The 15,092-nt window shown below is 28.6% G+C and carries 15 protein-coding genes; 9 read left to right on the forward strand and 6 right to left on the reverse strand.

Annotation, left to right across the window (positions count from 1 at the left end):
• The first annotated feature begins 141 nt into the window (after positions 1-141).
• The 3 genes from AC5SML_RS06105 to speB are packed head-to-tail and all read left to right on the forward strand — an operon-like array spanning position 142 to position 3,241.
• Positions 142-1,320, forward strand: coding sequence for a type III PLP-dependent enzyme (locus tag AC5SML_RS06105; protein WP_018413594.1), 1,179 nt, complete (start codon positions 142-144; stop codon positions 1,318-1,320).
• Positions 1,320-2,363, forward strand: coding sequence for a 1,9-bis(guanidino)-5-aza-nonane synthase (locus AC5SML_RS06110; protein ID WP_018413595.1), 1,044 nt, complete (start codon positions 1,320-1,322; stop codon positions 2,361-2,363). The genes AC5SML_RS06105 and AC5SML_RS06110 overlap by 1 nt, the downstream gene beginning before the upstream one ends.
• 2 nt (positions 2,364-2,365) lie before the next feature.
• Positions 2,366-3,241, forward strand: a complete 876-nt coding sequence (speB, locus tag AC5SML_RS06115; RefSeq protein WP_271616154.1) for an agmatinase — start codon at positions 2,366-2,368, stop codon at positions 3,239-3,241.
• Here speB and AC5SML_RS06120 read toward each other — a convergent pair.
• From AC5SML_RS06120 to AC5SML_RS06135, 4 genes are read right to left on the reverse strand one after another with little or no spacing between them, the layout of a single operon-like run.
• Positions 3,238-3,792 carry a queuosine precursor transporter gene (locus AC5SML_RS06120; protein WP_018413597.1) on the reverse strand — a complete coding sequence of 185 codons (555 nt, stop codon included), beginning with the start codon at positions 3,790-3,792 and terminating at the stop codon, positions 3,238-3,240. The genes speB and AC5SML_RS06120 overlap by 4 nt on opposite strands.
• A complete protein-coding gene (rpmB, locus tag AC5SML_RS06125; protein WP_006997702.1) occupies positions 3,792-4,115 on the reverse strand; it encodes a 50S ribosomal protein L28 in 324 nt (107 codons plus the stop codon). Before rpmB ends, AC5SML_RS06120 begins: the two co-directional genes overlap by 1 nt.
• Positions 4,116-4,168: 53 nt before the next feature.
• The gene (locus AC5SML_RS06130; RefSeq protein ID WP_494617063.1) at positions 4,169-5,221 is read right to left on the reverse strand and encodes a quinone-dependent dihydroorotate dehydrogenase; all 1,053 of its coding nucleotides are present in this window, start codon (positions 5,219-5,221) and stop codon (positions 4,169-4,171) included.
• Positions 5,221-6,783 carry a lysine--tRNA ligase gene (locus AC5SML_RS06135; protein WP_236608322.1) on the reverse strand — a complete coding sequence of 521 codons (1,563 nt, stop codon included), beginning with the start codon at positions 6,781-6,783 and terminating at the stop codon, positions 5,221-5,223. The genes AC5SML_RS06130 and AC5SML_RS06135 overlap by 1 nt, the downstream gene beginning before the upstream one ends.
• A gap of 90 nt (positions 6,784-6,873) precedes the next feature.
• On the opposite strand from AC5SML_RS06135, the gene AC5SML_RS06140 reads away from it, so the two are divergent.
• From AC5SML_RS06140 to AC5SML_RS06150, 3 genes are read left to right on the forward strand one after another with little or no spacing between them, the layout of a single operon-like run.
• Positions 6,874-8,319, forward strand: a complete 1,446-nt coding sequence (locus AC5SML_RS06140; RefSeq protein WP_271564182.1) for a TrkH family potassium uptake protein — start codon at positions 6,874-6,876, stop codon at positions 8,317-8,319.
• Between the two features lie 2 nt (positions 8,320-8,321).
• Positions 8,322-9,698 (forward strand): AmpG family muropeptide MFS transporter, encoded by a 1,377-nt coding sequence (locus AC5SML_RS06145; RefSeq protein WP_494591715.1) that lies wholly within the window; start codon positions 8,322-8,324, stop codon positions 9,696-9,698.
• Positions 9,688-10,434, forward strand: a complete 747-nt coding sequence (locus tag AC5SML_RS06150; protein ID WP_494617065.1) for a C40 family peptidase — start codon at positions 9,688-9,690, stop codon at positions 10,432-10,434. Before AC5SML_RS06145 ends, AC5SML_RS06150 begins: the two co-directional genes overlap by 11 nt.
• Here the strand turns inward: AC5SML_RS06150 and AC5SML_RS06155 are convergent.
• The gene (locus tag AC5SML_RS06155; RefSeq protein WP_494617067.1) at positions 10,431-11,327 is read right to left on the reverse strand and encodes a prephenate dehydrogenase; all 897 of its coding nucleotides are present in this window, start codon (positions 11,325-11,327) and stop codon (positions 10,431-10,433) included. The two genes, AC5SML_RS06150 and AC5SML_RS06155, sit on opposite strands and share 4 nt — an antisense overlap.
• Before the next feature lie 2 nt (positions 11,328-11,329).
• Positions 11,330-12,412: a histidinol-phosphate transaminase gene (gene hisC, locus AC5SML_RS06160; protein WP_494617069.1), complete on the reverse strand. Its 1,083-nt coding sequence runs from the start codon at positions 12,410-12,412 to the stop codon at positions 11,330-11,332.
• Positions 12,413-12,603: 191 nt separating this feature from the next.
• Between hisC and metX the strand changes: the two genes are divergently transcribed.
• From metX to gloB, 3 genes are read left to right on the forward strand one after another with little or no spacing between them, the layout of a single operon-like run.
• Complete coding sequence (metX, locus tag AC5SML_RS06165; protein ID WP_494617070.1) at positions 12,604-13,722, forward strand: homoserine O-acetyltransferase MetX; 1,119 nt, start codon at positions 12,604-12,606, stop codon at positions 13,720-13,722.
• Positions 13,723-13,724: 2 nt separating this feature from the next.
• The gene (gene metW / locus AC5SML_RS06170) at positions 13,725-14,321 is read left to right on the forward strand and encodes a methionine biosynthesis protein MetW (protein WP_018413606.1); all 597 of its coding nucleotides are present in this window, start codon (positions 13,725-13,727) and stop codon (positions 14,319-14,321) included.
• Positions 14,322-15,041: a hydroxyacylglutathione hydrolase gene (gloB, locus tag AC5SML_RS06175; protein WP_494587272.1), complete on the forward strand. Its 720-nt coding sequence runs from the start codon at positions 14,322-14,324 to the stop codon at positions 15,039-15,041.
• The last annotated feature ends 51 nt before the right edge of the window (positions 15,042-15,092 follow it).

Raw genomic sequence — 15,092 nt, forward strand, 5'->3', positions numbered from 1 at the left:
ATATGGTGCCTTATCTGATAATTTCAACACCCATTATTTGCTTTACATTAATTAAGTATTGCCTTAATTGCATGATTTATATGAAAGTTTTTAAGTATTTAAGAACTTTTTTTTATTAAATTTTTTTTGGAGACATATGAAATGCAAAAATTTAAAACAGTTGATGAGCTTATAAATCAACTAAAACCAGAAAAGCCTATTTATTGTATTAGAAAAAAATCTATACAGTCTGCTTCTACTTATTTTAGAAATAAATTTCCTGGTAAAGTTCTATATGCTGTTAAAACTAACTCACATCCTGAGGTTTTAAAAACAATAGTAGAAAGTGGAATTGAAAACTTTGATGTAGCTTCAATTCAAGAGATTAAAGACATAAGAGCTATCTCCCCTGATGCAAAATGCTCATATATGCATACTGTTAAGAGTAGAGAAAGTATTAAGGAAGCTTACTTTAACTATAATATTAAAACTTTTTCTTTAGATACTAAAGATGAATTAATAAAAATTATTGAAGCAACCAATCAAGCAAAAGATCTTGAACTATTTGTAAGAGTTGCTGTTTCAAATGAACATGCTCAAATAGATCTATCTAAAAAATTTGGTGTATTAACCTCTGAAGCTACTGGTTTATTAAGACTAACAAAACAATATGCAAAAAAAATTGGCTTAAGTTTTCACGTTGGTTCTCAATGTATGCACCCAATTTCTTATGCAAAAGGAATTGGAGAGATTGGAAACATAATAAAAAAAACAAAAATTATTCCTGATTATATAAACATTGGTGGTGGATTTCCTGCAATCTATCCTGATTTAGTACCTCAACCTTTAGAAAATTATTTTGAAGAAATAAAAAAAAGTTTAACTAATTTAGAACTAGAAAAACTTCCAGAATTATTATGTGAGCCTGGAAGAGCAATAGTTGCAGAAAGTGGTTCTACAATTGTCAGAGTAAATCTTAGAAAAAAACAAAAACTTTATATAAATGATGGAACATACGGAACTCTTTTTGATGCTGGTACACCAAATATGGTTTACCCATCTCGTTTAATTAAATCTAGCAAGATAATATCAAAAAAATTAACTGCTTTTGATTTTTATGGCCCCACCTGCGATAGCATGGATTACATGAAAGGACCATTTTTACTTCCAAATAATATTAAAGAAAATGATTATATTGAACTAGGTCAGCTTGGAGCCTACGGTCTAACTTTTAGAACTCAATTTAATGGTTTTTATTCTAATGAAATTTATGAAGTAGAAGATGAGCCAATAATGACCATGTATGGTAAAGACAGCAATAAGGCTATACTAGTTGCCTAATGTCAGAAAACAAAAATTTAACTCATAATAGCAAAAAAAGCTTCTTACAAAATCCAGTTGAACACATAGATATTACATCGTTTGATGCAAGAAAGATAATTTCCTCAATGGAAAAAATGTCTTTTGTTTCAAGAGAAACAGCAAATGCAGCCAACATTTTTAATGAAATGATTCAAGATAAGGATTGTACAATTTTTTTAACACTTGCTGGTTCCACTTCTGCTGCGGGATGTATGAATATTTATAAAGATTTAGTTAAATACAATATGGTTGATGCAATTATTGCTACAGGAGCTTCAATAGTTGATATGGATTTTTTTGAAGCTTTAGGCTTTAAACATTATCAAGGCTCACAATTTCAAGATGACACTGAATTAAGAAAAAATTATATAGATAGAATTTATGATACATATATTGATGAAGATGAATTACAGGAATGTGATCGAAAAATATGTGAAATAGCAGATACACTTGATCCTAGAAGTTACACATCAAGAGAATTTATTTATGAAATGGGAAAATATTTAAAGGAAAATTCTAAAAAAAAAGATTCTTTAATTGAAACTGCATATGACAATAATGTTCCCATTTTTTGTCCTGCATTTACAGACTCAAGTGCTGGTTTTGGATTGGTCACTCATCAAGAAAATAATCCTAAAAACCATATTACGATAGATTCTATTAGAGAGCTTCGTGAATTAACTGAAATAAAGATTCAATCAAAAGGATCTGGCTTATTTATGATTGGTGGAGGAGTTCCTAAAAACTTTGTTCAAGATACTGTTATCTGTGCTGAACTTTTAGGAAAAGAAGTTGAGATGCATAAATATGCAGTTCAAATTACAGTAGCAGACTCTAGAGATGGTGCTTGCAGCAGCTCTACATTAAAAGAGGCAAGCTCATGGGGTAAAGTAGATATTGCTAAAGAACAAATGGTTTTTGCAGAAGCAACTAGTGTCCTTCCTTTGATTGCAAGCGATGCTTATCATAAAGGTGATTGGAAAAATAGAACGAGAAAAAACTTCTCAAAAATATTTAAATAAAATTGAAATATCTTTCTAATAAAAATGGTTTTCTAGGAATTGACAATGATGTTAATTTTAAAGAGAAAGTAGTAGTTGTTCCATTTGGTTTAGAAAAAACTGTAAGTTATGGTGGTGGCACTCGTAATGGCCCTAAAGAAATCATCAAAGCATCTCATCAAGTTGAGCTTTATGATGAAGAGTTACATTGTGAACCCTATAAAAAAATTGGGATTAAAACTTTAAAACCATTTAAAATTGATAAAGACATTAAAAAAGCTCTTAAAAAGATGTCTGATATAAATCAAGAAATATTAGATAAAAAATTATTTCCAATCACTTTTGGTGGGGAGCACTCAATAACACCTGGATGTATTGCTCCATTTGTAAAAAAATACAAAGATATATGTTTACTACATTTTGACGCACATGCAGATTTAAGAGAGAGTTATAATGGTGAAAAATTTTCACATGCTTCAGCTATTAAGAGATGTCTTGATCATAAAAATGTTTCCATAATTTCATTTGGGATCAGAAATATATCTCAAAGTGAAATACCATTCTTAAAAAAAAACTCATCTAGGATTGATATCTTTTGGGCAAAAGACAAAAATAAATGGGACCTAAAAAAATTTAAAAAAATGATAAAGAATAAAACAGTTTATTTAACATTTGATGTTGATGGTTTAGATTCAAGCATAATGCCTGCAACAGGCACACCTGAACCAGGTGGATTATTGTGGGATGAAACTTTAAATATCATACGGATAGCTGCTAAAAACTCTAATATTGTTGGTGCAGATATAAATGAACTTTCACCTATAAAAGGTTTTAATTCTTACAATTTTCTTGTAGCAAAACTTGCTTATAAAATATTGTCGTACAAATTTTTATACTAAGCTTTTGAAGCTTTAAAAGTTCCTAATAATAATCTAAATGGAATTAACATTGCTAAAGCAACAAATATTTTAACAGCTAAATCACCTAGAGATAAAGTGACCCATGGTATTCCCGTTGCATAAAATGAGATGGAGAAGAATAAAAATGTGTCAACAGTAGACCCGATTAACGAGGAAGTTAATGGAGCAACAAACCATTTCTTTTTTCTTAAATAGTCAAAAATTTGAACATCTAACAACTGTGCAACCATAAATGCTATACCTGAACCTATAGCAATTCTAACTGAAATTAAGTCTGCAAAATTTGTTGAAAAGAAAAGAGTAAATACAATCCCTATAATAAAACCAACATAAACAATTTTCCTAGCTACAACCTTGCCATAAGATCTATTTGCCAGATCCGTAATTAAAAAAGCAACTGGATAGCTAAAAGCACCATAAGTTAATATTTCTTCTAAACCATAATAATTGATTGGAAATTGTACTAAATAATTTGAAGTTAAGACAACAACTCCCATTATAAATGAGAGTAGTATAAAAAACTTTTTCATTAAGCTGATTTACTAGGAGATGCTTTTGGTGCTTTTTTAATAAAAGGTGATTTAATTAATATACTTTTTTTTAATTTTTTTAGTCTAGGTGAAATATTTTTATTTTTTACAGTCTTTAAAAACTGATCAAAAGTACCTTTTTTATCAACGCTTCTAACACCAGCATTACTAACAGTTAAAGTTAGACTTCTTTTCAAAAGTTCACTTGTAAATTTAGCTTTTTTTAAATTAGGTAGAAATCTTCTTTTAGTCTTATTGTTAGCGTGACTAACATTGTGACCTTTCATAGGAATTTTACCAGTTAATTCACATTTTTTAGACATAATATTTAGTGACTATATAAGATGTGTTCATGATCTCGTCAAGTTTATTAGGATCAATTAGTCAGCTTCTTTCCTATTATTTCTTTAAAATTCTTAATACCTTCGTCAATTAATATTTCTTTAAGCTCTTTTTTTATCTTTCCTACAATGTTTGGTCCTTGAAAAACCATTCCTGTATATAACTGAACATAGCTAGCTCCTACCTGAAACTTTTTATAAGCACTTTCTCCCGAGTCCACACCTCCTACACCTATAATTTCAATCTTGCCCTTAAGCAGTTTATAAAACTTACTTATTAGTTTATTGGCCTCTTCCTCTAGTGGCTTGCCTGATAGCCCACCCTTTTGATGCTTTAAAATATTATTCAATTTTTCTCTATTTTTAGCTGTTGTGTTTGAAACAATTATTGCACTAACTTTATGTTTAATTAAAATTTTACTTATTAGTTCAATTTGTTCGTCTGAAATATCTGGAGAGATTTTTACTACAATTGGAATTTTTGATTTAAGTTTAACTTTTTCTTTTTCTATTGCATTCAACAATTCATCAAATTTAGTCTCATCATGAAAAGCTCTTAGATTTTCTGTGTTAGGCGAAGAAATATTAACTGTAATATAGTCAGCGATATCATAAAAGTTTCTTAGTCCAATCAAATAATCATTTAATCTATCTTCACTATCTTTATTGGGACCTATGTTGATTCCTAATAAACCTTTATGTGAATTAGATCTAATTCTATGGCTAATATTTTCTGCTCCTAAATTATTAAAACCTAACCTATTTATAAGAGCCTGATCTTCAACCAACCTAAAAACTCTTGGCTTTGGATTTCCATATTGCTCAAGTGGGGTAACCGTTCCTACTTCAACAAAACCAAACCCAAGTTTAAACAGTGGGTTATAAACTTCAGCATTTTTATCAAACCCGGCAGCCATTCCTATTGGATTATCTATATTCTTACCAAATAAATTAGCCTTAAATATTGGATCTCCTTTATTTTGATCAGCTATGTTTGGTAATATGTTTAGTTTTAAAGATTTAATTGCTAAATTATGAGCAGTTTCAGGATCAATTTTGAAAATTAGTGATCTGAATTTTGAAAACATTATTTTATTTTTTCTTTAATTAACTCTTTAGTTTCGTTTACTCCAAAAAAACTTATAAAAAATCCCATTCTTGGTCCATTTTCATCTCCAAAAACAACCTCATAAATTAATTTAAACCAATCACGCAAGTTTTCTGCGTAACCATTTTCTTTTCCCGTTGAATAAATTAATGTCTGAATATCCTCAGGCAACATCTTATCATTGCAGCTATCAAGAGACTTAACCAGTGCTTCTAATGCGACTTTTTCATTTGCATCAGGGGTTTTGTATTTTTTTTGTAATTTTATTACGTCATTAAAATACTTAATCGCATAACCTATAAGATTATCAAAAATTGGGTGTTCTTTTTCTAAAAGGTTTTTTTTATATTTTTTTACAAACTTCCAAAGTAACTCCTTAGAGTCTGCATTGCTCGTTTCTACTAAATTTAAAAGCATTGAAAAGCTCATAATAGTATCTTCTTTAGGAATTAATCCATTATGCACATGCCAAACAGGATTCATTAATAGCTGTAACTCATTTTGTGTTTTAGCTTTTTCTATAAAGTCCAAGTACTCATCGACTGTTTTAGGAACTATTTCTTTATATAGTTTTTTTGCTCTTTTGGGATTTTGATACATATACAATGAAAGACTTTCGGGTGATGCATACTCCAGCCACTGATCAATTGTAATTCCATTTCCTTTTGATTTGGATATTTTTTCTCCTTTTTCATCTAAAAAAAGCTCATAAGCAAACCCAGATGGGTTTGTTTTTCCAATTAACTTGATTATTTTTGATGATAATATTGCACTTTCAATTAGATCTTTTCCATACATTTCAAAATCTATATCAAGAGCGTACCATCTCATTGCCCAATCTACTTTCCATTGTAATTTGCAATTCCCATCGAAGATACTTACCTCAAGTTTTTTTCCATTATTATCAAATATAATTTTGGATTTTTCTTTTAGTATTTCTAAAACTGGAATTTCTAAAACCTTACCGGTGTCTGGACAAATTGGTAAAAATGGACTGTAAGTTTTTTGTCTTTCTTTCCCTAGTGTTGGAAGAATTATATCCATAATACCTTGATAATTTTCTAGGATTATCTGTAATGTGGGATTAAAAAAACCACTCTTATAAAGAACTGAAGAGCTTTGAAAATTATATTCAAAATTAAATTTATTTAAAAAATCTTTTAACATTTCATTATTGTGTTCGCCAAAACTTGAAAATTTTTCAAATGGATCTGGCACTTGAGTTAAAGGCTTATGAAGATTGTTATTTAAGAGCTCTTGATTTGGAACGTTTTCTGGAACTTTTCTAAAGCCATCCATGTCATCAGAGAAGGTTATGATTTCCGTTGGTATATCTGTGAGTTGTTTTAAAGCATTAACCATCATCGATGTTCTTGCAACTTCACCAAATGTACCTATATGGGGCAGCCCACTTGGACCATAACCAGTTTGTAAAATTATTTTACCTTTTTTATCAATAAAGGACTTTCTTTCACGCAGTAATTTTTTAGCCTCAACAAAGGGCCATGCGTTAGTTTTATCTAAATTATCTTTTTCAATCACTTTGTTTAATAACAAATATCTTATATTTGGTGTTTTTATTAATTCTTATAGAGTTGAAATTTATTTACCATAAAATAATGTTCTTTCAAAATGTCTAATTATAAAACTGTTTTTTTTACCTTGGGTGTTTTGCAAATTATTCTTGGAATTTCCATGATGATTCCAATTATAGCTCAGTTTATATATTCGGAAATTGACTCCTCTTTTATTGGAGGCTCTATAATTTCTATAATATTTGGTGTTTTATTTTTTTTAACAAATTTAAATCATGATAAAAAATTAAATCTACAACAAGCGTTCTTATTAACTGCTCTTTCTTGGTTAAGTATTGCAATATTTGGTTCTTTACCTTTTATTTTTTCTACTCTTGAACTTTCAATTACTGACTCTTTCTTTGAAAGTATGTCTGGAATCACCACGACAGGGTCGACAATTATCTCCAACTTAGAGAGTGCTCCAAGATCGATACTTTTGTGGCGAGCAATGCTTCAATGGTTAGGTGGAATTGGTATTATTGTAATGGCAATAACCTTAATGCCAATAATGAATGTTGGTGGAATGCAATTGTTTAAAATTTCAAGTAATGATTCTTCTGAAAAACTATTACCAAAATCAAAAGAAATTTCACTTAGACTAATTTACGTTTATTTAGGTCTAACCGTGCTTTGTGCTTCTACATATAAAATTTTTGGTATGAATATTTTTGATAGCTTAACTCATTCAATGACCACGATAGCAACTGGTGGCTTTTCAAATTATAACGAATCTATTGGATATTTTAATAGTCTACCTATCGAAATATCATCCATGGTTTTCATCATATTAGGGAGTTTACCTTTTATTGCTTATATAAAATTTTTAAATGGAGACAGAAAAATTCTTATCTCTGATGTTCAAATAAAATCGTTTTTAAAAATTATTATTTTTTCAATTATTATACTTTTTATTTATTTACTTTTTCACAACAAAGATTTTTCTCAAATAAATATTAGGACTATTTGTTTTAATGTTATCTCTATATTAAGTGGAACGGGATATGTTACTGGAGAATTTGATGGATGGGGTAATTTTCCACTCATTTTCTTTCTAACTTTAATGTTCATTGGTGGTTGTGCTGGTTCTACCACATGTGGAATTAAAATTTTTAGAATTCAAATTTTATACCTTTTTATTATTAATCAATTAAAAAAGATTATTTATCCAAAAGGCATATTCATAATAAAATATGATAAAAATAATGTTGATGATAAATTTATGGCTTCCATCATTTCTTTTATCTTTCTTTATTTGGTTATATTTTTTTTAATAACTGCATTTTTATCCTTAAGTGGTCTAGATTTTGTTACTTCAATTTCTGGAGCTGCAACTTCTATCTCAAATGTTGGTCCAGGATTGGGCTCTACAATTGGCCCTAATGGCAATTTTTCAAGCTTACCGGAAATATCTAAATGGATTTTAAGTCTTGGAATGATATTGGGTAGGTTAGAATTATTTGCTATACTTGTATTGTTTCTTCCATCATTTTGGAGAAATTAACTATGATTGAAATTAAAAAACAATCCTTATCAGAAACTTTTGCTGTCTACTTTGATAAGAGAATGCTTAGAATATTATTATTAGGTGCAATCTCTGGTTTTCCCTGGGTTTTAATTGGGAGCAGTTTAAGTCTATGGCTCAAAGAAGAGGGCTTAAGCAGATCAACAATTGGTTGGGCAGGACTAATATTTGCTGTTTATGCTTTTAATTATTTATGGGCCCCCCTTATTGATAGATTTCAAATACCCTACCTAACAAAAAAACTTGGTCATAGAAGAGGCTGGATAGTTTTAATGCAAATTGCAATTTTAGCTTGTCTTGTTACTTGGAGTTTCATTAATCCTACCGAAAACCTTGCGCTACTAATTACAGTTGGTTTAATTATTGCTATAGCATCAGCAACACAAGATATTACAGTTGATGCTTTAAGAATTGAACAAATAGGCGAACACGAAAGTAAATCAATGGCCGCTGGCGCTGCTATGGCTGTTGTTGGCTGGTGGAGTGGATACAAATTAGGTGGTGTAATAGCTTTATTTACAGCAGAATATTTAGAGAATATGGGTGTTACAAATTACTGGCAAATTACATTTTTAATTTTAGGAATTCTAGTAATTTTAATGAATATAGGTTTGATGTTTGTCCATGAGCCTCTTTATACTGATAGACAAAAAAAACAAAAAGAAACTGATAAACTTATAGAAAGTAAACTTGGATCAAAAAATATTATAACTAATTTTATAACATGGATAAGCAGCACATTAGGTGGCCCTATAATAAGCTTTTTTAGGAAAAATGGTTTTACAATTGCTGTTGGAATTTTAAGTTTTATTTTTTTATTTAAGATTGGTGAGGCCTTTCTTGGACGTATGTCGATAGTTTTTTATAAAGAAATAGGCTTCTCTAAAGGTGATATTGCAATTTATTCTAAAACTTTAGGTTGGATTACTACAGTTATGTTTACATTGCTGGGTGGACTTTTTGTAATTAGATCTGGTGTTTTAAAAGCAATGTTTGTTGCAGGAATATTAATGGCTGCAACTAACTTATTATTCACAGTCTTAGCATGGAGTGATAAATCCGAGTTATTATTCGCAGTAGCTGTCATATTTGATGATATAGCAGCAGCATTTGCAACAGTTGCATTTGTAGCATTTATTTCATTACTAGTAGACCGAACATATACTGCAACCCAATACGCGTTACTTGCATCAATAGGAACTGCAGGCAGAACTACACTTGCATCATCATCTGGAGCATTAGTAGATTGGCTTAATGGAGATTGGGGAGTATTTTTTATCATTACTGCCATCATGGTAATACCTTCTTTGATTTGTTTATGGTTTATAAAAGATAAATTAAAACTTCATGAAAGATAGTTATTTTTATAAAAAACCATTATCAAATATCTATAAAAAGCCCAATATATTTTCTGAGGTTACCTCTCAAATTTTGTACGGAGAAAAATTTAAGATTATATCTAGGAATAAAAGTTGGATAAAAATAAAGACTTTATTCGATAATTATACTGGATACATAAAAAATAAAGATTACACAAAAGACCACCAACCAACTCATAAAATATTTACTTTAAAAACAAATATTTATAATAAACAAAAAAATAAAACAAAAAATTTTTTACCCTTTGCATCAAGAATTTCAATAATTAATGAAAATAAAAAATTCATAGAGTTTGAAAAAAATAAATGGATTAAAAAAAGTAATATAAAAAAAATTAATCATATAGAAAAAGATTATTTAAAAGTATTAAAAATATTTTTAGGAATTAAATATCTATGGGGTGGTAAAACTTATAGAGGTATAGACTGCTCTGCTATTTTACAATTATTTTTTTACTATAATAATAAATTTTATCCACGAGACACAAAAGACCAAATAAAATATTCAGCAAAAAAAAATAGAAGTAAAGTTTTTAAAAAAGGTGATATTATTTTTTGGAAAGGTCATGTTGCTGTCTGTATTAACGCTCAAAAATTAATTCATGCATATGGTCCTGAAAAGAAAGTTTTGATTATGAATATAAAAGAGACAATAAATAGAATTGAAAGAACAGCAAAATTAACTGTAAAAAAAATATCCCCTATAAAATACTAATTTCTTCCAAAATCTGGCTTATTAATATCTTGTTTTAACTTAATTATTTTTTTCCTAACCTTCTTAGTATTAACTAATTTTTTAATAATAGATTTATTATTTTTAAATTGAATATCTCTTTTAAATGAACGTAAATTTTTAATAAACAGATCAATAACTTTTGAAATATTTTTTTGATTATTAAAAAAAATATCTCTCCACATAATTTCATTAGATGCAGCAATTCTTGAAAAATCTCTCAAACCACCGGCACTAAATTTTATTAATTCATATCTTTGTTGTTTTTCAAAGTCTGTAGCTGTTTTAACCAAATTATATGCAATTAAATGAGGCAAATGACTGGTCATAGAAAAAACCGTATCATGTTTTTTTGAGTCCATAATTGCAACTTTTGAACCAATTTTTTTCCAGAACTTGGCAAGTATCAGAAGATGTTTTCTGTTGGTATTTTTTTCTTTTATTAATATGCACCATTTATTAAGGAATAAATTTTTTACTCCATTTTCTGGGCCACTAACTTCTGAACCTGCAATAGGGTGACTGGATGTCCAAAAAATTCCTTTTTTTAATTTTCTTTTAATTAAATCCATAGACTTTTCTTTAGATGATCCAACATCTGTAATAATAGTTTTGGGTAATAAATATCTGTTTATCTTTAAAATTATTTTTTCATATTCTCCTAGTGGAGTACAAAATATTATCAAATCTAAGTATGGGATAATTTGCTTTAAATCATTTGTAATTTCACATGGTAATTTTAATTTTTTGATTTTTAAAATATTTGATTTTGATTTTTCATAGACAAATATTTTTTTAGCTATTTTTTTCTCAGAAATTGCTCTTAATAATGAAGAGCCAATTAAACCACAGCCTATAATTAAAATATTTTTCATAATCAATTAAAGATAGCCTTAATTGTTGTTATGAATCTCATATTCTCTTTTGTTGATCCAATTGTTAATCTTAATTTGTTTTTAATATTATACCCATCATCTGTAGATCTTAATATAATTCCTTTTGACTGAAGTTTGTTAAAAATATAGTTAGCTGAAAATTTACATCTATCAAAATTTAATAATAAAAAATTAGCCGTTACTTCATTTGAGAGAATTTTTAGTTTTTGTAAAACATTTCTAACTTTATTTGCTTCTCTAATATTGTGTTTCACAGAATTATTAATAAATTTTCTATCTTTTAAAGCTTCTATTGCTGCCATCTGTGCAACTTGATTTACATTAAATGGAGGTCTAATTAAGTTCATTGCAGATATAATTTTTTTTGGCCCATGACCCCAGCCAACTCTTAAGGAGGCCAGTCCATATATTTTTGAAAAAGTTCTTATCACAACAACATTATCTTTATTTTTAAATAAATCTAAACCAGATTTATAATCTTTATTTTTCATATATTCAAAATACGCATCATCTAAAACTAGTAAAATGTTTTTATTTAATTTCTTTCTTAAGTCTATTAATTCTGCTCTAGTTAAGTATGTTCCTGTTGGGTTATTTGGATTAGCAATAAATACTAGCTTGGTTTTTCTTGTTACTTTCTTAATAATTTCATTTATCGAAACTTTAAAATTTTTTTCCTTAGAAAAAACAACTTTTGCCCCCACTATTTGTGCATATATCCTGTACATTAAAAAGCTATATTGAGGAACAATCACTTCATCAGAGGGTTTTAAGTATAACTGACAAATCATTTGAATAATTTCATCTGACCCTGCACCACAAATTATTCTCTCAAAATCACACTTAAATTTCTTTGAAATTTCTTTTCTTAAGTTTTTTGCTTTACCGTCTGGATACTTTGATATTAACAATTTTTTATTCTGTAAAATTTTCTTTACTCTCGGGCTTACACCAAGAGCTGACTCATTTGCTGATAATTTTATAATATTTCGTATTTTTGCTATATTTGACTTACCTGGTTTATAGGCCTCGATATTGAATTTTTTAAATTTTGGAACTGTCATTGTATTAATTTAATTTACCTTATAAATAAAATATTATCCTTTCATATAGAATAAGTCATTTTTTAAAAAAATTGACATAAGAAATGCTATCTAGTACAAAAAATATGCGCTGATTTAACTGAATTGCGAGCGCTTAAAAAAAACTGCTAAATAAGTTTTTTTGTCTCACAATTCAAATTTGGCTAATATTTATGAATAAAAATGTGAACATAAAAAATATTATAATTGATAAGCCATTAAAATTAGATTGTGGTCAAATTATCAATAATTATTCTCTAGCTTACGAAACTTATGGCTCCCTAAATGAGAAGAAAGATAATGCTATTCTTATTTTTCATGCTTTAACTGGTGACCAATTCGTTTCTGGAATAAACCCAATTACTAAAAAAGATGGTTGGTGGTCATATGCTGTTGGACCTGGTAAGGTCATTGATACTGATAAATATTTTGTAATTTGTGCCAATGTTATTGGTGGCTGTATGGGCTCGTATGGTCCCAGTGAAATTAACCCTGATACCAATAAAAAATATGGTACTACTTTTCCAGTTATAACTATTAATGATATGGTTAATGCACAATTTAATCTCTTAAATTTTTTTAATATTGAAAAATTATTTGCTGTTATGGGTGGATCAATGGGTGGTATGCAGACACTTCAATTTGTTAATAACTTCCCTGATAAAGCAAAAGTTGCTATTCCAATAGCCTGTACAGCTAGTCATTCGGCACAGAACATTGCCTTTAATGAACTTGGTAGACAATCAATTATGGCTGATGCTAATTGGGAGAATGGTGATTATTCCAATCAAAATAAAAATCCTAATAAAGGATTATCTGTTGCAAGAATGGCTGCTCATATAACTTATTTGTCTAAAGATGGTCTTCAAGAAAAATTTGGAAGGAAGTTACAAGAAAGAGATGATTTGAAATTTGGTTTTGATGCTGACTTTCAAATTGAAAGCTACTTAAGATATCAAGGATCTGTATTTGTTGATAGATTTGACGCCAATAGCTACCTATACATAACAAGAGCAATGGACTATTTTGATCTAGTAAAAGAACATCATGGTAATTTATCTAAAGCATTTGAAAAAACTAAAACTAAGTTTCTTATTATATCTTTTACTTCTGATTGGCTTTATCCAACCTCTGAAAATAAAGAAATTGTTATAGCCTTAAATGCTATAGGTGCTGAGGTCGGATTTGTTGAAATTGAATCTGACAAAGGGCACGATTCATTCCTTTTAAAAGTTCCTAAATTTTTAAATACTCTAGGTGACTATATTAAAACAGCTTATTCTAAAAACTAAACATGAAACAAGAATTTAAAATAATCTCCGATTTAATTGAAAAAAATACTAGAGTTTTAGATGTGGGGTGTGGAGATGGCATATTAATGGAATATCTTAAATATAATAAAGAAATAGACATAAGAGGAATAGAAATCTCAAAAGATAATGTTCAAAAATGTTTATCAAAAGGACTAACTGTTATCGAAGGTGATGCAGAAAAAGATCTATTACAATTTCCTGACAGTTCCTTTGATTTCGTTATTTTAAGTCAAACATTACAAGCATTTTTAAATCCTGAAATAGTTATCAAAGAACTATTAAGAGTTGGCAAAAAAGCTATTGTTACAATACCTAATTTTGGTTTTTGGAAGGTTAGACTTCACCTATTAATTAAAGGAACAATGCCAATTACAAAAAATCTACCTGATGAGTGGTACAATACTCCCAACCTTCATATGTGCACTATAAAAGATTTTTATAATTTTTGTGAAAATAGAAAAATTAAATTAGATAAATCATTAGCTCTACATAACGAAAAGATATCTTCTATTAATAGACTTAATCTAAATACTAAAAATTTATCTGCAGAATTGGGTATTTTTTTAATTGAAAGTTAAATGGAAATTGAAATAATACGCTGTCTACAGGATAATTATTCTTATCTAATTATTGATAAAGCTAAAAATATTGCATGTGTGATTGACCCTAGTGAAGCAAAACCTGTTATCAAATATTTGGAAGATAAAAATATACATTTAAAATATATATTAAATACACATCATCATTATGATCATGTTGGGGGAAATAAAGAATTAAAAGAAAAATATGGAGCTAGTGTTATTGGATACAAAGGAGACAAAGATAGAATTCCAGAAATAGATATACTTGTTGGTGATCAGGACATTTGGCACGAAGAAAATTTCCAGGCTAAAATATTTCATATACCTGGTCATACCCTTGGCCATATATGTTTTTATTTTTATAATGAAGAGTCTGTTTTTACTGGAGACACCCTCTTTTCACTTGGTTGTGGCAAGATTTTTGAAGGAACATACTCACAGATGTATAATTCATTGATGAAAATAAAAGCTCTGCCAGAAAAAACTAAGGTCTATTGCGGACATGAATATACCAAACAAAACTCTAAATTTTGTATTGCTCACGACCAAGATAATGAAAGCCTTAAAGTTAAGATTAAACTTATAGATGAAAAATTAGAAAAAAACCTACCTACTATTCCATCTACGATTAAAGAGGAATTAGAGTGCAATATTTTTCTTAGATCGGGTACAGAGGAAAGCTTTTCAAAATTGAGAGATTTAAAGGACAATTTTTAGCTTATTCGCGCTTGACTATAATTTGGTCAAGACTATATTGCTGATTATAAA

Source organism: Candidatus Pelagibacter sp. PS_17, assembly GCF_059417945.1.